Source organism: Rhizobium leguminosarum (assembly GCF_001679785.1).
Lineage (GTDB): Bacteria > Pseudomonadota > Alphaproteobacteria > Rhizobiales > Rhizobiaceae > Rhizobium > Rhizobium leguminosarum_R.
In genome coordinates this window covers 4,044,867-4,066,728 of the sequence record NZ_CP016286.1, presented here as the reverse complement: position 1 = coordinate 4,066,728, position 21,862 = coordinate 4,044,867, and the positions used below count along the sequence as shown (strand labels likewise).

General features: G+C 60.8%; 17 protein-coding genes. 6 read left to right on the top strand and 11 right to left on the bottom strand.

Annotated elements, in window-relative coordinates:
• The first annotated feature begins 13 nt into the window (after nt 1–13).
• The 4 genes from BA011_RS19800 (at nt 14) to trxA (ending at nt 7,880) form a co-directional block, all read left to right on the top strand.
• A complete protein-coding gene (locus BA011_RS19800) occupies nt 14–745 on the top strand; it encodes a nucleotidyltransferase family protein (protein ID WP_065281698.1) in 732 nt (243 codons plus the stop codon).
• 3 nt (nt 746–748) lie between these two features.
• Entirely contained in the window at nt 749–3,940 is a 3,192-nt protein-coding gene (addB, locus tag BA011_RS19795) for a double-strand break repair protein AddB (protein ID WP_065281697.1), read from the top strand.
• Complete coding sequence (addA, locus tag BA011_RS19790; RefSeq protein ID WP_065281696.1) at nt 3,933–7,484, top strand: double-strand break repair helicase AddA; 3,552 nt, start codon at nt 3,933–3,935, stop codon at nt 7,482–7,484. The genes addB and addA overlap by 8 nt, the downstream gene beginning before the upstream one ends.
• A gap of 75 nt (nt 7,485–7,559) precedes the next feature.
• Entirely contained in the window at nt 7,560–7,880 is a 321-nt protein-coding gene (gene trxA, locus BA011_RS19785; protein ID WP_003544118.1) for a thioredoxin, read from the top strand.
• A gap of 72 nt (nt 7,881–7,952) precedes the next feature.
• On the opposite strand, the gene BA011_RS19780 is transcribed toward trxA, so the two are convergent.
• From BA011_RS19780 to BA011_RS19735, 10 genes are all read right to left on the bottom strand, one after another.
• On the bottom strand, nt 7,953–9,305 hold the full coding sequence (locus BA011_RS19780; RefSeq protein ID WP_186806466.1) for a bifunctional folylpolyglutamate synthase/dihydrofolate synthase: 1,353 nt from the start codon (nt 9,303–9,305) through the stop codon (nt 7,953–7,955).
• Nucleotides 9,306–9,332: 27 nt separating this feature from the next.
• Nucleotides 9,333–10,238 carry an acetyl-CoA carboxylase, carboxyltransferase subunit beta gene (gene accD / locus BA011_RS19775; RefSeq protein ID WP_065281695.1) on the bottom strand — a complete coding sequence of 302 codons (906 nt, stop codon included), beginning with the start codon at nt 10,236–10,238 and terminating at the stop codon, nt 9,333–9,335.
• A 140-nt stretch (nt 10,239–10,378) separates the two neighbouring features.
• The gene (trpA, locus tag BA011_RS19770) at nt 10,379–11,218 is read right to left on the bottom strand and encodes a tryptophan synthase subunit alpha (protein ID WP_029874599.1); all 840 of its coding nucleotides are present in this window, start codon (nt 11,216–11,218) and stop codon (nt 10,379–10,381) included.
• A 3-nt stretch (nt 11,219–11,221) separates the two neighbouring features.
• Nucleotides 11,222–12,442 carry a tryptophan synthase subunit beta gene (trpB, locus tag BA011_RS19765; RefSeq protein WP_065281694.1) on the bottom strand — a complete coding sequence of 407 codons (1,221 nt, stop codon included), beginning with the start codon at nt 12,440–12,442 and terminating at the stop codon, nt 11,222–11,224.
• 2 nt (nt 12,443–12,444) lie between these two features.
• Nucleotides 12,445–13,113 carry a phosphoribosylanthranilate isomerase gene (locus BA011_RS19760; RefSeq protein ID WP_065281693.1) on the bottom strand — a complete coding sequence of 223 codons (669 nt, stop codon included), beginning with the start codon at nt 13,111–13,113 and terminating at the stop codon, nt 12,445–12,447.
• Between the two features lie 168 nt (nt 13,114–13,281).
• On the bottom strand, nt 13,282–14,040 hold the full coding sequence (locus BA011_RS19755; RefSeq protein ID WP_065281692.1) for a M48 family metallopeptidase: 759 nt from the start codon (nt 14,038–14,040) through the stop codon (nt 13,282–13,284).
• 107 nt (nt 14,041–14,147) lie between these two features.
• The gene (locus BA011_RS19750; protein WP_017962639.1) at nt 14,148–14,582 is read right to left on the bottom strand and encodes a DUF2852 domain-containing protein; all 435 of its coding nucleotides are present in this window, start codon (nt 14,580–14,582) and stop codon (nt 14,148–14,150) included.
• Between the two features lie 145 nt (nt 14,583–14,727).
• The gene (locus BA011_RS19745) at nt 14,728–16,005 is read right to left on the bottom strand and encodes a polyhydroxyalkanoate depolymerase (protein WP_065281691.1); all 1,278 of its coding nucleotides are present in this window, start codon (nt 16,003–16,005) and stop codon (nt 14,728–14,730) included.
• Nucleotides 16,006–16,210: 205 nt separating this feature from the next.
• The gene (locus BA011_RS19740) at nt 16,211–17,053 is read right to left on the bottom strand and encodes a fumarylacetoacetate hydrolase family protein (RefSeq protein WP_065281690.1); all 843 of its coding nucleotides are present in this window, start codon (nt 17,051–17,053) and stop codon (nt 16,211–16,213) included.
• 150 nt (nt 17,054–17,203) lie between these two features.
• Nucleotides 17,204–18,157, bottom strand: coding sequence for a glutathione S-transferase family protein (locus BA011_RS19735; RefSeq protein ID WP_151343502.1), 954 nt, complete (start codon nt 18,155–18,157; stop codon nt 17,204–17,206).
• A 169-nt stretch (nt 18,158–18,326) separates the two neighbouring features.
• Between BA011_RS19735 and BA011_RS19730 the strand changes: the two genes are divergently transcribed.
• Nucleotides 18,327–18,611, top strand: coding sequence for a DUF2218 domain-containing protein (locus BA011_RS19730; RefSeq protein WP_065282601.1), 285 nt, complete (start codon nt 18,327–18,329; stop codon nt 18,609–18,611).
• Between the two features lie 42 nt (nt 18,612–18,653).
• Nucleotides 18,654–19,253: a nitroreductase family protein gene (locus BA011_RS19725; protein WP_065281688.1), complete on the top strand. Its 600-nt coding sequence runs from the start codon at nt 18,654–18,656 to the stop codon at nt 19,251–19,253.
• 80 nt (nt 19,254–19,333) lie between these two features.
• On the opposite strand, the gene gyrB is transcribed toward BA011_RS19725, so the two are convergent.
• The gene (gene gyrB / locus BA011_RS19720; RefSeq protein ID WP_065282600.1) at nt 19,334–21,769 is read right to left on the bottom strand and encodes a DNA topoisomerase (ATP-hydrolyzing) subunit B; all 2,436 of its coding nucleotides are present in this window, start codon (nt 21,767–21,769) and stop codon (nt 19,334–19,336) included.
• Nucleotides 21,770–21,862 lie beyond the last annotated feature (93 nt).

The following is a 21,862-nucleotide window of genomic DNA, read 5'->3' as shown; positions in this document are numbered from 1 at the left end:
GTTCCGGATCAGAATGACCATCAGACAAGCCATGGTACTGGCCGCGGGTCTCGGAACCCGCATGCGCCCGATCACCGACAAGATCCCAAAGCCGCTGGTGAAGATCGACGGCAAGCCGATGATCGACTACGCGTTGGATTCGCTGGTGGCGGCCGGCATAAAACGCGCCGTTGTCAACGTTCACCATCACGCCGACCAGATGCTCGAACATCTCGGGAATTATCACGGCCTCGACATCGCCATATCGGACGAGCGGGACGCACTGATGAATTCCGGCGGCGGCCTGGCTAAGGGGCTGAGGCTGCTTAGCCGCGACAATATCTTCGTCATGAATGCCGATCTCTTCTGGATCGGCGAACAGCCGGGGCGGCCGACGAACCTGGAACGCTTAGCCGGATTCTTCGATGCCGAACGCATGGATATGGCGCTGCTTTGCGTTGGGATCGAGCATACGACGGGTCACAATGGCAAGAACGACTTCAGTCTCGCGGCCGATGGCCGGCTGACGCGTTATCGAGACAATCCTTCCAACCCCGTCGTCTATGCCGGCGCGATCGCCATGAACCCGTCGCTGTTCGACGATGCACCGAAGGATGCCTTCAACCTCAATATCTATTTCGACAAGGCGATCGCGCGTGGACGGCTTTTCGGCATGGTGCTCGAAGGCCATTGGCTGACGGTCGGCACGCCCGAGGCGATCGGCGAGGCGGAGGAAACGATCCGGCGATTGCGGACGTTTGCGTAAGCCATGGCGGAGCGGCACCAGCCACGCATCTTGACGATCCCGGCGGGACTCTCCTTCCTGAAAACGCTGGCGACCACACTTTGCGACGGCCGATTGACGTCGATTTTCCGGCACGACGCCGATGATCCGCTATCGCTTGCAAAAGTAACGATCTACCTGCCGACCCGGCGCGCCGTGCGTGTGCTGCGGTCCGAATTCGTCGACCTGCTCGGCGGCCGCTCGGCGATCCTCCCCGTCATCCGCCCGCTCGGTGAAACCGATGACGATAGCGGCTATTTCGACGAGGCGCTGCCGGCAACGATCGATCTCGCTCAGCCGCTGTCGAATACCGCCCGTCTGCTGGAGCTTGCGCGTCTGATCCTCGCCTGGCGAAACAAGCTGCCGGAGATCGTTCGCCACATTCACTCGGACTCGCCGCTCGTCGCGCCGGCAAGCCCGGCCGATGCGATCTGGCTCGCCCGCAATCTTGCCGAACTGATCGATTCCATCGAAACCGAAGATCTCGACTGGTCGGAACTGTCGAAACTCGATACCGGCGATTATGCCGCCTGGTGGCAGCTGACGGTGGAGTTCCTGCAGATCGCCAGCGCATTCTGGCCGGAACGGCTGTCCGAACTCGGCAAATCCTCGCCGGCGCGGCACAGAAACGCCATTCTCCGGGCCGAAGCAAGCCGGCTTTCGGCAACGAAACCCGCCGGGCCGATCATCATCGCCGGTTCGACGGGTTCCGTTCCCGCCACCGCCGATCTCATTACCGCCGTCGCCCATCTGCCGGAAGGCGTAATCGTGCTTCCGGGTCTGGATCTCTCCATGCCCGAAAGGCACTGGCAGATGGTCGCGCCGGAACCGGCGCCAGGCCAACATGCCAATCCGGCAAGCCGGAGCCATCCGCAATATGGTCTGTCGTCGCTGCTCAAGCGGCTGAAGCTGACGCGGGCCGACGTCACGCTGCTCGACAGACCGGAGGCCGATCTTGAGCGGCGTGCCGAAATCCTGTCGCGGGCCCTTGCCCCGGCGGAGGCGACCAGCGACTGGGGAGCTTGGAAAAACGACCTACCCGCAGGCGCACTGTCTTCGGCCATCTCTGACATCTCGCTGATTGAAGCCGCCAATGAGCGCGAGGAAGCAACCGCAATTGCCATCGCGCTCCGGCTGGCGCTGGAAAGACCGGGACAGGACAGCGAGAGCCGGGCAGCACTCATCACTCCGGACCGCAATCTCGCGCGGCGGGTGATGGCCGAGCTTTCCCGCTTCGGCATCCTCGCCGACGATTCGGCGGGCACACCACTTTCGGCCATGCCGCAGGGCACCTTGCTGCAATTGCTGCTGGAGGCAGCGCTGCGGCCCCGCGATCCGGTGGCGATCGTCTCGCTGCTCAAACATCCGCTTGCCCGCTTCGGCCTGGAGCGCGGTGCGTTGATTTCCGCTACCGAAGCGCTCGAGCTGCTGGCACTGCGCGGCGGCGTGGCAGAGGTGGATATCAGTACGCTGGAACCGCTACTCACGCACCAACTTGCCGAACAGGCGCTGGACAGGCACGCGCCGCAATGGCGAAAAGCGCTTTCCCGTGAGGCCGCCGACGCCGCATACGACCTTGCCCGGCGGGTCACACAAGCGACCGCGCCTCTGGCTTCAGCGTTGATGCGGGAGCGGCCGGAAGATCGTGGAAGAACAGCGCGCTTCACATTGTCCGAATGGGCGGAGCGCACCGGCCGTTCGCTTGAAGCGGTCGCGGTCGATCCGCAAGGCAATCTCGCCGATCTCTGGTCGAACGAAGCGGGAGATGCCCTCGCCGCCCTGCTCGGTGAAGTGATCGACACGGACGGCCAGATGGAGGCCGACGGACCGCAATGGATCGACATCATGGCAGCACTCGCCGCCGGTCATGCGGTGAAACCACGGGCGCTCAGCCATCCGAGGCTTTTCATCTTCGGCACGCTGGAAGCCCGCCTGCAGGGCGTCGATACGCTGATCCTCGGCGGCCTGAACGAAGGCACCTGGCCGGGACAGACCGCCAACAATCCCTTCATTCCGCGAATGATGAAGACGGAAATCGGCCTCGAGCCGCCGGAGCGGCGCATCGGCCAGCTGGCACATGATTTCGAGATGGCAAACGGCACACGCCATCTGATCTATTCGCGCGCGCTGCGCCAGGGCTCGACGCCGACCGTTGCCTCGCGTTGGCTGCAGCGGCTGCTGGCGCTCGGCGGAGAGGCGCTCGAAAAGGAATTGAGGGGTCGCGGCAACCGGTTTCTCCAATGGGCCGCTCTCATCGATCGGGGCGAGGTCCAAGCGCCGGCGCAACGCCCCTCGCCGAAACCGCCACTGGCGCTGCAGCCAAAATCCTATTCCTTCAGCGAAGTCGGCCGCCTGCGCCGAGATCCCTATGCCATCTATGCCCGCCGTGTCCTGCGGCTCGACCCCGTCGACCCGTTCAATCGCGATCCTGGGGCGGCCGAACGCGGGACGCTCTACCACAAGATCATCGACCGGTTCATCCGCGAAACCCATATCGCCGGCACGCCGGATGCGGCAGCAGCGATGGAGCACGTCCTTTCCGAGCTTTTCGACATGGAAAAGTTGCCGCCGCATATCGATGCCGTGTGGCGGCCGCGCTTTCGCGCGGTGGCCCTCGCCTTCCTCGAATGGGAGGCTGGACGGCGGCATGGCATCCTGAAAACGTTGACGGAGGTACGGGGCGGTATGGAGCTGGAGCCGATCAATATCCGGCTCACCGGCGTCGCAGACCGGATCGACGTCACAGGACCAAACTCGGCCGATATCATCGACTACAAGACGGGCTACAATCCCTCACCGGCGCAGGCGCGCGTGCTTCTCGATCCGCAGCTTGCGCTCGAAGCGGCGGCCCTGAGTGCCGGCGCCTTTCGCGATGCCGGCAGCCTCTTGCCGCAGGATCTTCTCTATGTGCGTCTGCGTCCGGGAAGCCGCTTTCAAGTCGATACCGTCAACAACGAGAGCTCGGCGCGCAGCGACAAGGCGAAATCGGCGATGGATCTCGCAGCCGAATCGATCGACCAGCTGGTCAAATTCGTGGGCTTGCTGCAATCCAGCGAAAGAGGCTTTACCTCGCGGCTGATCCCGGCCCTGCAGTTCGATTTCGGCGGCGACTACGATCATCTTGCCCGCGTCTCCGAATGGTCGACGGCCGAAACCGAAGAGGGCGGCGATGAGTGATGTGACCGCCCTTCCCAACGACGACGATCCGGGCGCCTGGATCGGCTGGACGACGATCCAGCAGGCGATTGCCTCCGATCCGCTGCGATCGGCCTGGGTCTCGGCCAATGCCGGTTCCGGCAAGACGCATGTGCTGACACAGCGCGTCATCCGGCTGCTGCTATCAGGCGCGCGGCCTTCCGCCATTTTATGCCTCACCTATACCAAGGCTGCGGCGTCGGAAATGTCGAACCGCGTCTTCGAACGGCTGGCGGAATGGGTGGTGCTTGACGATGAAGACCTCGGCCGTCGCATCACACAGATCGAAGGCATGGCTCCCGACGGACTGAAGCTTGCCGAGGCTCGCAGGCTGTTTGCCAAGGCGCTGGAGACGCCCGGCGGACTGAAGATCCAGACGATCCATGCCTTTTGCGAGGCGCTGCTGCATCAGTTCCCGCTGGAAGCCAACGTTGCCGGGCATTTCTCGGTTCTCGACGATCGCGCGGCGGTGGCGTTGCTTTCCGATGCGCGCCGGGCGCTGCTGACGGCAACGGCGCCTGACGAAGACGGCGCCCTTGCCGAGGCATTCGCCTACGTGCTCAATCTCGGCGACGAATCCGGACTGGAGAACCTGCTCGGCGACATCGTCGCCAACCGCAATGCCATTCGTCGTTTCACCGCGACGGCCGAACAGCAGGGCGGCGTGGACAAGGTTCTGCGCAAAAGGCTCGGCCTTGCCGTCGGCGACACGGAAGACAGGATCGCGGCGCAATATTGGCCTTTGCCGGAGCTTTCGGGCAGCACACTGGAGCTCTATCTCTCGCTTGCCGACCAGAAGGGCGGCACGAAGGCGCAGGAAGTTGCTTACGGCCTCAGGCTCGCCGGGCGGGAGCGCGATGACGCAAGGCGTGCGCAATTTCTCGAGAAGATCTTTCTGACCGTGAAGGGCGAGCCCAAGGCGGACTCGCAATTTCTCGTCAAGTCCATGCTTGCCGAGGCACCGCGTCTGGCGGAGGCCATCGCCATTGCCCGCGCGCATGTCGCAGCAAGCCGCGACCGGCTGAAGCTGATGCGGATGTACGGCGCTACGCATGCAGCGCTCGTGCTCGCCGATCGGCTGAATCACGACTATGAGGAGTTGAAGAAGCAGCGCAGCCAGCTCGATTTCGAGGACCTGATCACCCGCACTGCCGACCTCCTGACGAAAAGTGGGGTCGGCCCCTGGATCCACTACAAGCTCGATCGGGGCATCGATCATATCCTCGTCGACGAGGCGCAGGATACCAGCCCGATCCAGTGGAGCGTCATCCAGTCGCTCGCCGAAGATTTCTTCTCCGGCGAAAGCGCCCGGCCGATCGTGCGCACGCTGTTTGCCGTCGGCGACGAAAAGCAGTCGATCTATTCCTTCCAGGGCGCGCGGCCCGAGCGTTTTTCCGAGGAGAGCGACCGGACGCGGCGGCGCGTTTCCGATAGCGGGCAGAGTTTTTCCTCCGTGCGGCTGCCACTGTCGTTCCGCTCGACCTCAGACGTGCTCGAGGCGGTCGACCACATTTTCAAGACACCTGAGAATGCGCGCGGCCTCAGCGCGCTCGGCGAACCGGTCGTGCATCGTTCCAGCCGCATCGGACATCCCGGCGCCGTCGATCTCTGGGAGATGGTTGCGCCGGAAGCGGTGGTGAAGGAGGAGGACTGGACGGCGCCCTTCGATGCGACCCCGGAAAGCGCGCCGGCAGCGATCCTCGCGCGGCGGATCGCCCATTCGATCGGCACGCTTGTTGGCCGCGAAACGATCGTCGACAAAGGCAAGGAGCGCCTGATCGAGGCGGGCGACATCCTGGTGCTGGTGCGCAAGCGCGACGCCTTCGTCAATGCGTTGACACGCGCGTTGAAGCGCCGCGGCGATATTCCCGTCGCCGGTGCGGACAGGCTGGTGCTGACCAGCCATATCGCCGTGCAGGATCTGCTGGCGCTCGGCCGTTTCCTGCTTCTGCCGGAAGACGACCTTTCGCTCGCCGCCGTGCTGAAGAGCCCGCTTTTCGATCTCTCCGAGGACGACATCTTTGCGGTCGCCGCGTTGCGCGGCGACAATCAGAGCGTCTGGAGCCATCTCAAAAGCTTCGCCACCGACGGCACCGAGCGTTTCCGCGCTGCCGTCGAGAGGCTGGAGCTGTTTCTCCGGCAGTCCAGGAGCCTGTCGGTCCATGATTTCTATGCGCGTGTGCTGGGCAGCTATGGCGGGCGGCGGCAATTCCTTGCCCGTCTCGGCACCGAGGTCAGCGATATTCTCGACGAATTCCTGACCTTCACGCTCGACCACGAGAACTCCGGCCTTCCCGGGCTGCAATCCTTCATCTCGACGCTGGAGCTCGAAGCCCCCGTGATGAAGCGCGAGCAGGACAAGGGGCGCAACGAGGTGCGGATCATGACGGTGCATGCCTCCAAGGGTCTTGAAGCACCGATCGTTTTCCTTGTCGACGGCGGTTCGAAGGCCTTCACCCATACCCATCTGCCGAAGCTTCGCCTGATCGAGACCGGCCCCGACGAGCCGCCGATGCCCGTCTGGGTTCCTGTCTCCGATCTGGCCAATTCGCTGACCCAGGACGATGCCACACGTATCCAGATGCTGGCGGAAGAGGAATACCGCCGGTTGCTCTATGTCGCTATGACGCGCGCCGCCGACCGGCTGGTCGTCTGCGGCTATCGTGGCGTGCGTGTGAATAACGACACCTGGCATATGATGATTTCGACGGCACTGCGCGACGACCATCCGCATGTGGAGGCGACCACATTCTCCGGTCCCGATGGGGAATGGCCGGGCGTCGAATGGCGCGTGCCGCGGGTGGAACGACGCTTCGAGCGTATCGATAGCACCGAAGAGCGCGGCAGCGAGGAGACCTTGCCCGACGGTCTGTTGCGGCCACTGCCGCCGCAGGCTGAGCTGCCCCGGCCGCTCAGTCCTTCCGGCGCCGGGACGATCATCGATGAAGACGAGGGCGGTCTGCTGGTTGTCTCGCCGCTGTTCGGCGAAAAGGAGCGCAGCGATCGTTCGCTGGAAAAGGGCAGGCTGATCCATCGCATGCTGCAGGTGCTTCCCGAAATTCCACTTGGCGAACGGCCTGACGCGGCGAGCCGTTATGCCGACAGGGCGGCTCGATTCTGGCCGGAAGCCGAACGGCGCAAGCTTGTCGATTCGGTTCTGAAACTATTGGACGAGGAAGGCCTGCAGGCTGTTCTCGGTGCGCAGGCCCAGCCCGAAGTCTCGATCATGGGAACATTGACGCTCGAAGACCGGCGCTATGCCGTCTCCGGCCGTATCGACCGGCTTGCCGTTCTTGCCGATCGTGTCGTCATTCTCGACTACAAGACCAATCGGGTACCGCCGGCAACTGAAGAAGCCATCCCCTTCGCGCACCGGGCACAGCTGGCGATCTATCGCGAGATCCTCGCGCCGCTCTATCCTGATAAGCGTATCGATTGCATGCTTGTCTATACCGAGAACGCTTCGCTCTACACGCTGAGCGAAAAGACGCTCGGTTTGGCGCTTGCAGCGGTCAAGACAAAGTGAAATACCGGACATTGAAAGTTCGGCACCGCACCATCACATGTGGTTCAACACCCAATTCCGTTAAAGGAGCAGCCCATGGCTACCGTGAAAGTCGATATCAATAACTTCCAGTCGGAAGTTCTGGAATCCGCAGAACCCGTCGTCGTCGATTTCTGGGCCGAATGGTGCGGCCCGTGCAAGATGATTGCTCCGAGCCTCGAAGAAATCGCCGTCGAGATGGAAGGCAAGGTCAAGGTCGCCAAGCTGAATATCGATGAGAACCCGGAACTCGCTGCACAGTTCGGTGTGCGCTCCATTCCGACCCTTGCAATCTTCAAGGGCGGCGAAGTTGCCGATATCTCGGTCGGCGCAAAGCCGAAGACGGCTCTTTCGAACTGGATTTCGAGCGCTGCCTGATTAATATCGACGAATTTATATCACATTGACGAAAAAGCCCGGCTCGACCGGGCTTTTTTCATTTCGCAGCCTTCATTTTGGGGGCGTGTCGTTGTCGGCAAGCACGTCGCCGACAAGATAGAGAGAGCCGCCGACCAGGATGCGCGGCGGCAATGCCTCCGGATCGGCGACGGCTTTTATCGCTTCCAGCGCATCGCCGACCGTCGACATCGGTTCGGCAACCAAACCGGCATCATAAGCGGCATGCGACAATATTACCGGGTCGATCATCGCTTCGCTGCCGCGGATCGGCACGCAGAAAACCTTTTCGACCAAGCCGGTAAAGGCCTTGAAATAACCGACCGGATCCTTGGTGTTGATCATGCCGATAATTAGAAAAAGCGGCCGCGACTGGCGCTCCTCGAAAGTGGCCATGGCTTCGGCGATCACTTCGCCGGCACCCGGATTATGCCCGCCATCGATCCAGATCTCGGCGCCGGCGGGCGCATGCGACAGCAGCCGGCCCTCGCTCAGGCGCTGCAGCCGGCCCGGCCATTCGACCGAACTCATTGCCTTTTCCATCATCGTCTCGGTGACGGTGAAACCCGCCGCCTTGACGGCACGAATGGCGGCGGCGGCATTGGCATATTGATGGCGGCCGGGAAGACGCGGCAGCGGCAGGTCGGCAAGCCCGAACTCATCCTGGTAGACGAGCCGGCCATATTCCTCATGCGCCATGAAATCCTGCCCGAAGACGGCGCTCGGGCAATGCAGCCTCTCAGCGGTCGACATCAGCACGTCGAGCGCTGCGTCATATTCCTGATGACCGATGATAACGGGAAATCCCGGTTTCATGATGCCGGCCTTTTCGGCCGCGATCAGCTCGACCCTGTCGCCGAGATAGGGCTGGTGATCCAGCGAAATCGGCATGATCACCGAAACGGCCGGATCGGAAATGACATTGGTGGCGTCGAACCTGCCGCCGAGACCGACTTCGATGATCGCGGCATCGGCCGGATGTTCGGAAAACAGGATGAAGGTGACCGCCGTCAGGATTTCGAAGACGGTGATGTGCTGTCCTGCATTGGCATCGGCCACGCGACGCACGGCCCCGGCAAAGACGGCGTCGTCGACAAGCTGTCCGCGTCCGCCCTTGACGCCAATGCGATAACGCTCGTGCCAATTGACGAGATGCGGGGAGGTGTGCACGTGAGCGCTGTAGCCGCCGGCTTCGAGCAAAGCGCGGCAGAAGGCGGTGACCGACCCCTTGCCATTGGTGCCGGCGACATGGATCACCGGCGGCAGTTTCCTGTGCGGATTGCCGAGTTGATCGAGAAGACGGGTGATGCGATCGAGAGACAGATCAAAGCCCTTGGGATGCAATCCCATGAGCTTGTCGATCTCCTGTGCTGCCTCGCTCACCGCGGTTTGGCCTCTGGGTATCAATTCGGCACCCCGCCTGCTTGTCGGTTATCAGGCGCTCGCCGCCAGGGCAATCGCGCCGCCATTCATGTCGTTCGCCGCCGAAACCGGCTTCTTCGTCAGGATCTTCAGGAGACGCGCCAGCGTTTCCGGAATATCGTGTCGCTTGACGACCATATCGACCATACCATGCTCCAGCAGATATTCGGCGGTCTGGAAGCCTTCGGGCAGTTTTTCACGCAACGTCTGCTCGATCACGCGCTTGCCGGCAAAGCCGATTTCGGCGCCGGGCTCGGCCAGATGAATATCGCCAAGCATGGCATAGGAGGCCGTGACGCCACCCGTCGTCGGGTTGGTCAGCACGACGATATAGGGCTGGCCGGATTCTTTCAGCATGTCGACGGCAACCGTCGTGCGCGGCAGCTGCATCAGCGACAGGATGCCTTCCTGCATGCGCGCACCGCCGGAAGCGGGGAACATCACCAGCGGGCACTTTTCAGACGTCGCGCGCTCGAAAGCCTTGACGATCGCCTCGCCGGCGGCCATGCCGAGCGAACCGCCGATAAAGTTGAATTCGTGCACGACGGCCACGAGTTTCAGTCCCTGCACCTTTCCGACACCGGCGAGGATCGTATCCTCCTGTTCGGTCTTCAGGCGGCTGTCGCGCAGGCGATCGCTATATTTCTTCGAATCGCGAAACTTCAGCGGATCCTGCGCGACCTTCGGCTGCGGCAGCGATTCGAACTCGCCATTATCGAAAAGATCGGTCAGGCGCGCCTTGGCCGGCATCTTCATGTGATAACCGGACGCCGGAATGACCCATTTGTTGCCTTCCAGGTCCTTGTGGAAGACCATCTCGCCCGTTTCCGGGCACTTGATCCAGAGGTTCTCCGGCACTTCGCGACGGCCCAGCATGGAATTGATCCGCGGGCGAACGTAGTTGGTGATCCAGTTCAACTCGAATACTCCTGATAGTCTAAAGCGCGCCTTGATCTTTCAGATTCGCTGCCACGCTTTAGGTCCTAGTTTCCCGCATGCCGTTGCCGCAAACTGCTGCACACTTTTGCGCCACATGCTTTATTGCCAATGTGGGCAAACTATTCGGCAGCAACAAGGCGCGCCGAACGTGTTCCCGTGGAAAGGCCGCGCACCAGCGTGGCAACGGCCTGAACCGTGTCCGCCGTTGCCTTTCCGTCATGCGTCAAGCTCGTCGCAACCTGATTGACGATCGCGGTGCCGACGACGACGCCGTCGGCCGAACCGCCGATGACCTTTGCATGTTCCGCCGTCTTGACGCCGAAGCCGACGCAGACGGGCAGCTTGGTATGCTGCTTGATGCGCTCGACCGCGCCCGAAACCAGCGACGGATCGGGCAGCGCCGAACCGGTGATGCCGTTCATCGAGACGTAGTAGACGAAGCCTGAAGTGTTCTTCAGGACCTTCGGCAGGCGCTTCTCATCGGTCGTCGGCGTCGCCAGGCGGATGAAATTGATGCCTTTGCGGATCGCCGGAATGCAGAGCTCGTCATCCATCTCGGGCGGCAGGTCGACGACGATCAGGCCGTCGATACCGGCGGCGAGCGCGTCGTCGAGGAATTTTTCGACGCCGTAAATATAGATCGGGTTGTAGTAACCCATCATCACGATCGGCGTCGCATCATTGGTCTTGCGGAAATCGGCCGCCAGCTGCAGCGTCTTCTTCAGCGTCTGGCCGCCTTTCAGCGCCCGCTGACCGGCCAGCTGGATCGCCGGGCCGTCGGCCATCGGATCGGAAAAGGGCATGCCGAGCTCGATGATGTCGGAGCCTGCCTCCGGCAGCGCCTTCATGATGCCGAGCGAGGTGTCGTAATCGGGATCGCCGCCCATGAAATAGGTCACAAGCGCCGGACGGCCCTCGGCCTTCAGCTCGGCAAAGCGTTTGTCCATGCGTGCGGTCATCTCTTACAGTCCCATTCCCAGAATCTTGCCGACGGTGAAGATATCCTTGTCGCCGCGGCCGGAGAGGTTCATCAGGATGATCTCGTCCTTGCCCATCGTCGGTGCGCGTTTGATCACCTCGGCAATCGCATGCGAAGGCTCGAGCGCCGGGATGATGCCTTCGAGGCGGGTCAGGGTCTGGAAAGCCTCGAGCGCTTCGTGATCCATGATCGGCACATAGTCGACGCGGCCGGTATCGTTCAGCCAGGAATGTTCGGGGCCGATGCCGGGATAATCGAGGCCGGCCGAAATCGAATGGCCTTCCTTGATCTGACCGTCACCGTCCTGCAGCAGGTAGGTGCGGTTGCCGTGCAGCACGCCCGGCGAACCGGCGGTGATCGAGGCGCAATGTTTGTCGCCCTGCAGACCCTTGCCGCCAGCTTCGACGCCGACGATCTTGACAGAGGGATCATCCAGGAAAGGATGGAAAATGCCGATGGCGTTCGAGCCGCCGCCGACGGCAGCGATGACCAGATCCGGAAGACGGCCTTCGGCTGCCAGCATCTGCTCTTTCGCTTCGATGCCGATCACCGACTGGAAATCGCGGACCATCTCCGGATAGGGATGCGGACCGGCTGCCGTTCCGATCAGGTAATAGGTATCCTCGACATTGGTGACCCAGTCGCGAAGCGCCTCGTTCATGGCGTCCTTCAGCGTGCCGCTGCCTGCCGTGACCGGCTTGACTTCCGCGCCGAGCAGCTTCATGCGGAAAACGTTCGGGGCCTGACGCTCGACGTCGGTGGCGCCCATATAGACGACACAGGGAAGGCCAAAGCGGGCTGCAACGGTCGCGGAGGCGACGCCGTGCTGGCCGGCACCGGTTTCGGCAATGATGCGGGTCTTGCCCATGCGCTTGGCGAGCAGGATCTGGCCGATGCAGTTGTTGATCTTGTGCGAGCCGGTATGGTTCAGCTCCTCGCGCTTGAAATAGATCTTTGCGCCGCCGAGTTCGGCCGTCAGTCGCTCGGCGAAATAGAGCGGGCTCGGGCGGCCGATATAATGCGCGCCGAGATGCTTCAATTCGGCCTGGAATGCAGGATCGTTCTTTGCCCTGTTCCACTCGTCCTGCAGATCAAGGATCAGCGGCATCAGCGTTTCGGCGACGAAACGACCGCCATAAATGCCGAAACGGCCATCTTCATCGGGGCCGGAACGGAAGGAATTCGGTTTAGGCGTCTCGTTCACTCTCAACTCCCTGAGGCCATCATCGGCGCATTCGCCTTTTCGACCGCGTCAAAAAATTCATCGATCTTCGCGACGCTTTTCACGCCAGGCGCAGTTTCGACTCCCGAGGAGACGTCGATACCCGGTGCCTTGGTGACGAAAAGCGCCTCGGCGACATTGTCCTTGTTCAGCCCGCCGGAAAGCATGTAGTCGACGCTGCCGTCAAGCCAGCTGAGAAGGCCCCAATCGAAGGAAACACCATTGCCGCCAGGCAGTTCCGAACCCTTCGGCGCTTTGGCGTCGAAGAGGAAACGGTCGGCGATACCTATATAGGCCTCGACGCGCTTCAGGTCGTCTGCCGTGCGCACCGAAAAGGCCTTCATCACCGGCAGACCATAGACCGCCTTTATGGTCAGCACATGTTCGGGGCTCTCGTTACCATGAAGCTGGAGCATATCCGGCTTCAACAACGATACGATCTCGTCGAGTTCGTCATTGGTCGGATCGACGACGACGGCGACGATCTTCGCCTTGCCGCGCGCAGGTTCGGCCAGTTTTGCCGCCAGGTCCGGCTCAATATAGCGCGGGCTCTTTTCGAAGAAGATAAAACCGATATGGGTCGCGCCGCGTTTCAGCGCGCGATCGACAGCGTCAGGCGTCTTCAAGCCACAGATTTTGATATCCGGTTTCATGGCAGCGAAGTGACACGAAATGCGGAAAGAGTCGAGCCAATTTGCGACGGACGCTGAATTTAGCGCGGCTCTCGGCTGGAGCGCCGCGCGTCCAAAGGACGCTCTAACACTTTAAATCTGCGCATGATCCTTTCCGAAAAACCGATTCCGATTTTCGGGGTTTATGCGCTAGTCGAAATCGATGGCATGCAACTGGCTGCCATGCCGCTTGAGCCAGGATTTCGCCTCGTCCACGCCGGGGCAAAGTTTGCCACAGAGGGCCCAGAAGTGCGGGCCGTGATTCATTTCCTTGAGGTGGGCGACCTCATGGGCGGCGAGATAATCGATCACCGACGGCGGCGCCATGACGATACGCCACGAAAAGCTCAGATTTCCTTCAGACGAACAGGAGCCCCAGCGGCTACGGGTATCCTTCATCGAGATCGAACGGATCGGCGCCCGGATCGTTGCGGCATGCATCGTCGCCAGTCTTGCGAGATCGGCGCGCGCCTCCTTCTTGAGAAAGGCCGCAATGCGCCGTCCGACATGTTCCGGCATGCCGCTGACGCGCAACACCGGGATGCCGTCTATGGAAACCACCTCCGTCAGCCCGCGCAAGCTGCCGCTATGCTGGATGCGGTGAGAAACGCCGCGAAGGAGGATTTCGCCGCCATCACGCAGGCCGGTATCGGTCGAAAACTTGGCAAGCTTGGTAAGCAGCCAGCCCTGGTGACGATCGAGGAAGGCATTGACCTCACGCGTCGCAAGGCCTTTCGGCACCGTCATCTTCAAGGCGCGGCCACCCGGTTCGATACGCAGCGTGATGCGTGTCGCCCGGTCATGCTGCTTGATCGTCAGCGGCATGAGCCGGCCGGCGACATCGAGCGTCCGCATTTCGGGCGGAGCCGGCTTTCGCGCCTTCGACCTTGTTTTCAGAAGCGAGAACATGCGTGTTTTCTATACGATTCGCCGGCAAATCTAAATGATCGCCGGAAGGGCAGACATGGAAAAACCGGCATCGAGAGATGCCGGTCATCAATTCATCGTTCAGGCGTTTACGGCGTCTGATATTCAGCCACCGGGCCGTTGTCATCGCGCTTGGCGTTCCTGCGGTCGCGCATGAAGCGGTCGAACTCTTCCTGATCCTTGGCGCGGCGGAGCTCGCGCAGATAGGAGTCGAATTCCTCGCGCATTTCGTCAAGCTTGCGGCGCTCTTCCTCCATCCGGTCGAGTTCGGCCTTGCGCCAGTCGTCAAAGGCGACGTTGCCGGTCGAAAAATGCGGGCGGTGACGGCCATGCGGTCGGCGGCAGGAGGCAAAGAAGCCATCGGTCGCCTGGTTGACGTCACGCTTGAAGCCGCGCAGACGGTCGCCGAAGATGATGTAGGCAAGCATGGCAAGACCCAGAGGCCAGAAAACCATGAAGCCGAGAATCATCAGGGCAATGGTAGCCGGAGTCCAATCCGGTCGAAGCAATGCTGACTGGTTCATCGTGCGGGTATCCCTCGCTTTCCGCGCCCGGCAGAATACCGAACGCTGAAATCGATGTGGTTACCGCAATAACCGCCTTCAAGACGATTGCCCGCGAAATCGGACAAGGCCTTGAATCCGTTTTGCTAATTCAGCTACCTCTGATTCAGCCCGTGCGGCCGCCCTTGATGACACGCGGGATTGGAGGCTTGATGGCGGAACGGGAATGCTGGCGGACGAAATTGATGATGCGCGGCGCGATCTCGCGGCGGAAACGTGAGCCGTTGAAAACACCATAATGGCCGACATCCGGCTGAAGATAATGCATGCGCATATCTTCGGGAATGTTCACGCAGATGGTCTGCGCCGCCATTGTCTGGCCAACCCCGGAGATATCGTCATTCTCACCTTCGACGGTCAGCAGCGCCACATTGCGAATTGCCGCCGGATCGACGCGTTTGCCGCGATGCATCAGTTCGCCCTTCGGCAGCGAATGCTTAATGAAGACCTCCTCCACCGTCTGCAGATAAAATTCGGCGGTCAGATCCATGACCGCGAGATATTCGTCGTAGAAATCGCGATGTCTTTCCGGCTCGCCGTCGTTCTTCACGAGATGCATGAAGAACTCCTTGTGCGCGACGAGATGGCGATCAAGATTCATCGACATGAAGCCCGAAAGCTGCAGGAATCCTGGATAGACCGGGCGCATGAAGCCCGGCTGCGGCCAGGGCACGTTCATGATGACATTGTCGGAGAACCACTGCAGCGACCGCTCCTGAGCGAGCTTGTTGACCGCCGTCGGGTTGATGCGTGTGTCGATCGGGCCGCCCATCAGTGTCATCGACGCCGGCGAAAGCGGATCCCTGGCTTCTTCCATCACGGCAGCGGCAGCCAGCACCGGGACGGAAGGCTGACAGACGGCAATGACATGCGTGTCCTGACCGAGGAAATGCAGCATCTCGATGACGTAGTCGACGTAATCGTCGAAATCGAACGTGCCTTCCGTCATCGGCACCATGCGGGCGTCGATCCAGTCGGTGATGTAGATATCGGCACTCGGCAGCAGCGCCTCGACCGTGCCGCGCAGCAGCGTGGCATAGTGGCCGGACATCGGCGCGACGATCAGAATGCGTGGATCATTGCCGCGGGCGGCGGGAACACTGCGGGCGAAATGCAGAAGATTGCAGAAGGGTCGCGACCAGACGATCTCTTCGCGGACGGACACCGTCTTGTCACCGATCGTCGTCTGCTTCAGTCCGAATTCCGGTTTCCCGTAGCGGCGCGTCGTGCGTTCGAACATTTCTAGACTTGCCGCCATCGTGCGACCGAATGGCGTATGGGAGAACGGATTCAGCGGATTGGCATAGGCAAATCGCATGATATCGGCCGCGGCGCGAAACGGCGCCATGGCGGCATGGTTCAATTCATAAAGCTGATAAAACATTGGAAGGCGCCACCTTTCTCTATCGAAAAGATAACACCGATTGAGAGGCATCGACTCTTTTCGTAACGCGGGCACGTAGCGCAGACTAACAGGTTTTTGTTGCACAGCAACATTGACGCACCAGACCCACACAAGAAATGCCGGAGAATTGATCCCCGGCATCATAATCGACCTGAAAACTTAAGTTTCTCAACAGGAAGCGTCGTTAACGATCCGCTACAAAGGTCTGTTTCTGCGTGCCGAGACCTTCGATGCCGAGTTCGACCACGTCGCCGGCCTTGAGATAACGCGGCGGCTTGAGGCCCATGCCGACGCCCGGGGGCGTGCCGGTCGAGATCACGTCACCGGGATGCAGCGACATGAACTGGCTGAGATAGGAGACGAGGAACGCAACCCCGTAAACCATCGTTTTCGATGAGCCGTTCTGCATCTTCTGGCCGTTGACCGTCAGCCACATGCCGAGGTTCTGCGGTTCGGCAATTTCATCCTTGGTCACAAGCCAGGGGCCGATCGGGCCAAAGGTGTCGCAGGATTTGCCCTTGGTCCACTGACCGGAACGCTCGGTCTGGAAAGCGCGCTCGGAAACGTCATTGGAAACGCAATAACCGGCGACATAATCCAGCGCTTCGGCTTCCGTCACATATTTGGCGGTTTTGCCGATGACGACGCCGAGCTCGACTTCCCAATCGGTCTTTTCCGAACCGCGCGGGATGATGACGTTGTCGTTCGGTCCGACGATTGCGGATGTTGCTTTCATGAAGATGATCGGCTCGGGCGGCACGGTCGCACCGGTTTCGGCAGCATGATCCGAATAATTCAAGCCGATGCAGATGAACTTGCCAGTGCCCGCGACGCAGGCGCCGATGCGGCCGGGGACAAGTTCCGGAAGGCTCTTCGGATCGATCGCCGCTATCTTTGCAAGGCCTGCCGGTCCGATCGCTTCACCGCCGATATCGGCGACATGACCGGAGAGATCGCGGATCTTGCCATCGGCATCGAGAAGTGCTGGTTTTTCACTGCCTGCTTCGCCAACACGCATCAGCTTCATGGAATTCCTCCTCATCGAAAACGGATTTGCAGCCACCTATGAACGAATTATTCATCGGTGTCATTACGGCTTTGCCGGGAAGTGGTACGGCTTCGCCGCGATTCGGATGATTTTCTGCCGAAAGCCGCCCGTACCCGCCGGCATCATGCTCTAAAAAATTTCCGCCAGATCCGGGCCGGAGGGAATGATCTTCGTCGGATTGAGGCTTTCGATCGAATAGTAGCCGCGCTTGATATGATCGAGATTCACCGTTTCACCGATGCCCGGCCAATCCAGCATTTGGTGACAGAAGGCGCGCAGATTGGCATAGTCGGAAAGCCGGCGCAGATTGCATTTGAAGATGCCGTGATAGGCGACGTCGAAGCGCACCAGCGTTACAAAAAGCCGGATATCCGTCTCGGTGGGGTGATCGGCAAAGAGAAAAGACCGGCCCTCGAACTGCTGCTCGACCCAGTCGAGACAGGCAAAGACATCGGCAAAGGCTTCTTCGTAGGCGATCTGCGTGGTGGCGAAACCGGCGCGGTAGACACCGTTGTTGAGGGCAGGATAGATGCGATCGTTGAAAGCATCGATCTCGGTGCGCCTCTCCGCTGGGTAAAGATCGATCGGATTTTTTGCCAGACCGCCGAAGCCGCTGTTCAGTATACGCAGAATATCGGCGGATTCATTGTTGACGATGGTTTTTTTCTGCTTGTCCCAGAGAACCGGCACGGTGGCCCGGCCGGTGAAATCGGGTGCTGCCCTGGTATAGATTTCATGCATATAGGTTACGCCGTTGACGTGATCCTCCGTCGCGCCGGGATAGTCACCGAAGCGCCAGCCCTGCTTGCCCAGCAGCGGCTCGACGACCGAGACCGAGATGATATCTTCCAGGCCTTTGAGCTTGCGGCCGATCAGGGTGCGCGAGGCCCAGGGGCAGATATAGGCGACATAGAGATGGTAACGGCCGGCGCTGGCTTCAAAGCCGCCTTCGCCCGTCGGCCCGGCGCTACCATCCGGGGTCACCCAATTGCGGAAACTCGAGGTCTGGCGGACGAAGCCGCCCTTTTCGTCCTTTGCCTGAACGGGCTGCCAGTCTTCCGTCCATTTTCCGTTCACCAGCATGCGCAACTCCCCGATCGATTGACGAAATGGTTGATTACCCTGCTTCGACGCGGGCGTGAGGCCGCTTTTATGAAGACAGTCTGTACACCCAAACTGCGACGATGCTGCGCTTGCCAAGCCGGTGAAGCAGGAAATATGTCTCTGCTATAAAAATGACGTGGAGTTCGAAATGCATCTCTCGAAGGCCGTCGTACGGACCGAACATGCGGGCCGCTACCTGCAGCAGCTCTGCAAACACTGGAGCCATAAATTCAGCGTCGAATTTGATCCTCTGAAGGGCCGGGTGCCGTTCAGCGATACGGCCGAGGTGACATTTGCGGCCGACGATGCGGCGCTGACCATGACACTTTCCGTCGCCGATCCCTCGCAACAGGAAAGGATGCAGCACGTCATCGACGATCATCTGAAGCGCTTCGCCTTCCGCGAAGAACTCGACATCGTCTGGACGAACTAAGCCGAACCCGATCCAAATTCTTCCCCAAACCATGGAACAAGCATGACGAAGAGCAATAGCCGCGAATCGGACTATCCTATCGATTCGATCTTTCTCGACCGCTGGTCGCCGCGCGCCTTCACCGGCGAAATCATTGAGGAAAAGCAGCTGCTCAGTCTGCTCGACGCCGCCCATTGGGCGCCGTCCTCTTTCAACCAGCAGCCCTGGCGCTTCATCTATGGCCTCAAGGGATCTGAGCATTGGGAGAAATTCGTCGCGTTGCTCAACGAATCCAACCAGGAGTGGGCCAGGCATGCATCAGCGCTGATCTTCGTCGTGTCGCGCGCCTTCACTGGGGCCGCCGGCTCAGCTGAGGAAAAGCCGAGCTACACCCATTCCTTCGATGCCGGTGCGGCCTGGGGATACTTGGCGCTGCAGGCGCGCCTCTCCGGTTTTTATGCCCATGGCATGGGCGGCATCAAGCATGAGGAGATCAGGAAAGCGTTCGCTATTCCGGAGGGTTACCGTGTCGAAGCCGGGATCGCCGTCGGTCATCTGGCCGACAAGAGCGTCCTTTCCGAGCGCTATCAGGCGCGCGAATTCCCGAGCCAGCGAAAGCCGCTCTCCGAGGTCGCCTTCAACGGGCGCTTCGTCGCGAATTGAGCGAAGCCAAGGCAGATATCGGGCAAACGAAAGCCCCGCCATCCTAAAGATAGCGGGGCCATTTATTTCTGCAATATCAACTAGATATCGAGGTTTGCAACGCTCAGCGCATTCTCCTGGATGAATTCGCGCCGCGGCTCGACTTCGTCACCCATCAGGCGGGCGAAGAGACCATCGGCGTCGGTGGCGTCGTTGACCCTGACCTGCAGCAGCGAGCGAACATTCGGATCAAGCGTCGTTTCCCAGAGCTGCTCGGCATTCATCTCGCCAAGACCCTTGTAGCGCTGCATGGTGAGGCCCTTGCGGCCGCTTGCGAAGATCGCATCCAGCAAGGCGCGCGGGCCAGAGATTTCGACGTCGCCTTCGCGGCGATGCAGCGACGGCGGCGTCTGATAGATTTCCTTGAGGCGTGCCGTCAGCTGGTCGATGTGACGGGCATCCGAGGAACCGATCAGCGCCATGTCGAGCACGACGAGTTCCCTGACGCCGCGGACCATGCGCTCGAGGCGCAGGCCGCCATCACTTGTCAGATCGCCCCGCCAGCCGCGCTCGGTTTCCTCGGCGATGATGTCGAGGCGTCCAGCCACTTCGTTTGCCAGCGCCAGCGCTCTCCCCGGGTCGCTGGCGAGCTCGGCGTTGAGGGCGCCAGCAATCGCCGCTTGTTCGACGGCGGAACGATTGTAGCGCGAATGGAGATTGTCGAGCAGCGTGCGCATACGCAGAGCATCGAGGATGACCTCGCGCAGATCCTGGCCGGCGCGAACTTCGCCGCTACCAAGCCTCAGCGAAGCATCTTCCAGGCCCTGGCTGATGAGATATTCTTCGAGCGCCTTCTCATCCTTCAGATACTGCACCGACTTGCCGCGCGAGACCTTATAGAGCGGCGGCTGGGCGATATAGAGATGACCGCGCTCGATCAGTTGCGGCATCTGGCGGAAGAAGAAGGTCAGCAGCAGGGTGCGAATATGGGCGCCGTCGACGTCAGCGTCGGTCATGATGATGATCTTGTGGTAGCGCAGCTTTTCGACATTGAACTCGTCTTTGCCGATGCCGGTACCGAGCGCAGTGATCAATGTGCCGATTTCCTGGCTCGACAGCATCTTGTCGAAACGGGCGCGTTCGACGTTCAGGATCTTGCCGCGCAGCGGCAGGATCGCCTGGTTCTCGCGCGAGCGGCCCTGCTTGGCCGAGCCGCCGGCAGAATCGCCCTCGACGAGGAAGACTTCGGATTTTGTCGGATCACGCTCGGAGCAGTCGGCGAGCTTGCCCGGCAGCGAAGCGATATCGAGTGCGCCCTTGCGGCGTGTCAACTCGCGGGCCTTGCGGGCGGCTTCGCGTGCGGCGGCTGCCTCGACGACCTTGCCGACGAGGATTTTGGCTTCGCTCGGATGTTCTTCGAACCAGGTGTTGAGCGCCTCGTTGACGAGACTTTCGACAACAGGACGGACTTCCGAGGAAACCAGCTTATCCTTGGTCTGCGAGGAGAATTTCGGATCCGGCACCTTGACCGACAGAACCGCCGTCAGGCCTTCGCGGCAATCTTCGCCCTGCAGCGTTACCTTTTCCCTTTTGGTGATGCCGGAACTGTCGGCATAGGAAACGACCTGGCGCGTCAGCGCCGCCCGGAAGCCGGCCATATGCGTGCCGCCGTCGCGCTGGGGAATGTTGTTGGTGAAGCAGAGCACGTTCTCATGATAGCTGTCGTTCCACCACATCGCGACCTCGACGGTGATGCCGTCCTTTTCGCCGCGGATGGCGACAGGCTTGTCGACGAGCGACTTCTTGGCGCGGTCCAGATAGGCGACGAAAGCCTCGAGACCGCCGTCATAACGCAGTTCTTCCTGCTTGATATCGGAATGGCGCTTATCGGTCAGCAGGATGCGAACGCCTGAATTCAGGAAGGCAAGTTCGCGAAGGCGATGCTCCAGCGTGCCGTAGTCGAACTCTGTCATGGTGAAGGTGTCGGTGCTCGGCATGAAAGTTACTTCCGTGCCGGTCTCATTCGGCGCGTCGCCCGTAACCTTCAGCGGAGCATCGGCCACACCATGGGTGAAGCTCATTTCGTGGATCTTGTCGTGACGGCGGATCTTCAGCTTCAACCAGACGGACAGGGCGTTGACGACGGAGACGCCGACGCCATGCAGGCCGCCGGAAACCTTGTAGGAATTCTGGTCGAACTTACCGCCGGCATGAAGCTGCGTCATGATGACTTCGGCCGCCGACACGCCTTCACCGGTGTGAATGTCCGTCGGGATGCCGCGACCGTTGTCGGTGACGGTCACCGAACCATCCGGATTGAGAGTGACGGTGACGACGTCGGCATGGCCGGCAAGCGCTTCGTCGATCGCGTTGTCGACGACTTCATAAACCATATGATGAAGGCCGGAGCCGTCGTCTGTATCGCCGATATACATGCCGGGGCGTTTGCGCACGGCATCGAGGCCCTTCAGAACCTTGATGGAATCTGCGCCATATTCGGTGCTTACGCCGTTTTCCGTCGCGGATGTATCGCTCATTCTGTCGAGATTTTCCCTGTTGTCGTAAAGCTGCGGCGCGCCTTGCGAATCACCGGCTTTCTTCACTCTCGTATATAGGTTTTTTGAACCCAC

What these genes read in the sequence shown, in the direction of transcription:
- BA011_RS19745 (WP_065281691.1), bottom strand. Translation starts at nt 16,005, where the DNA reads ATGTTTTATCAGCTTTATGAATTGAACCATGCCGCCATGGCGCCGTTT.
- BA011_RS19735 (WP_151343502.1), bottom strand. Translation starts at nt 18,157, where the DNA reads ATGCTGGTGAACGGAAAATGGACGGAAGACTGGCAGCCCGTTCAGGCA.
- BA011_RS19730 (WP_065282601.1), top strand. Translation starts at nt 18,327, where the DNA reads ATGCATCTCTCGAAGGCCGTCGTACGGACCGAACATGCGGGCCGCTAC.
- trxA (WP_003544118.1), top strand. Translation starts at nt 7,560, where the DNA reads ATGGCTACCGTGAAAGTCGATATCAATAACTTCCAGTCGGAAGTTCTG.
- BA011_RS19800 (WP_065281698.1), top strand. Translation starts at nt 14, where the DNA reads ATGACCATCAGACAAGCCATGGTACTGGCCGCGGGTCTCGGAACCCGC.
- trpA (WP_029874599.1), bottom strand. Translation starts at nt 11,218, where the DNA reads ATGACCGCACGCATGGACAAACGCTTTGCCGAGCTGAAGGCCGAGGGC.
- BA011_RS19750 (WP_017962639.1), bottom strand. Translation starts at nt 14,582, where the DNA reads ATGAACCAGTCAGCATTGCTTCGACCGGATTGGACTCCGGCTACCATT.
- BA011_RS19760 (WP_065281693.1), bottom strand. Translation starts at nt 13,113, where the DNA reads ATGAAACCGGATATCAAAATCTGTGGCTTGAAGACGCCTGACGCTGTC.
- BA011_RS19740 (WP_065281690.1), bottom strand. Translation starts at nt 17,053, where the DNA reads ATGAAGCTGATGCGTGTTGGCGAAGCAGGCAGTGAAAAACCAGCACTT.
- addA (WP_065281696.1), top strand. Translation starts at nt 3,933, where the DNA reads ATGAGTGATGTGACCGCCCTTCCCAACGACGACGATCCGGGCGCCTGG.
- BA011_RS19755 (WP_065281692.1), bottom strand. Translation starts at nt 14,040, where the DNA reads ATGTTCTCGCTTCTGAAAACAAGGTCGAAGGCGCGAAAGCCGGCTCCG.
- BA011_RS19725 (WP_065281688.1), top strand. Translation starts at nt 18,654, where the DNA reads ATGACGAAGAGCAATAGCCGCGAATCGGACTATCCTATCGATTCGATC.
- addB (WP_065281697.1), top strand. Translation starts at nt 749, where the DNA reads ATGGCGGAGCGGCACCAGCCACGCATCTTGACGATCCCGGCGGGACTC.
- gyrB (WP_065282600.1), bottom strand. Translation starts at nt 21,769, where the DNA reads ATGAGCGATACATCCGCGACGGAAAACGGCGTAAGCACCGAATATGGC.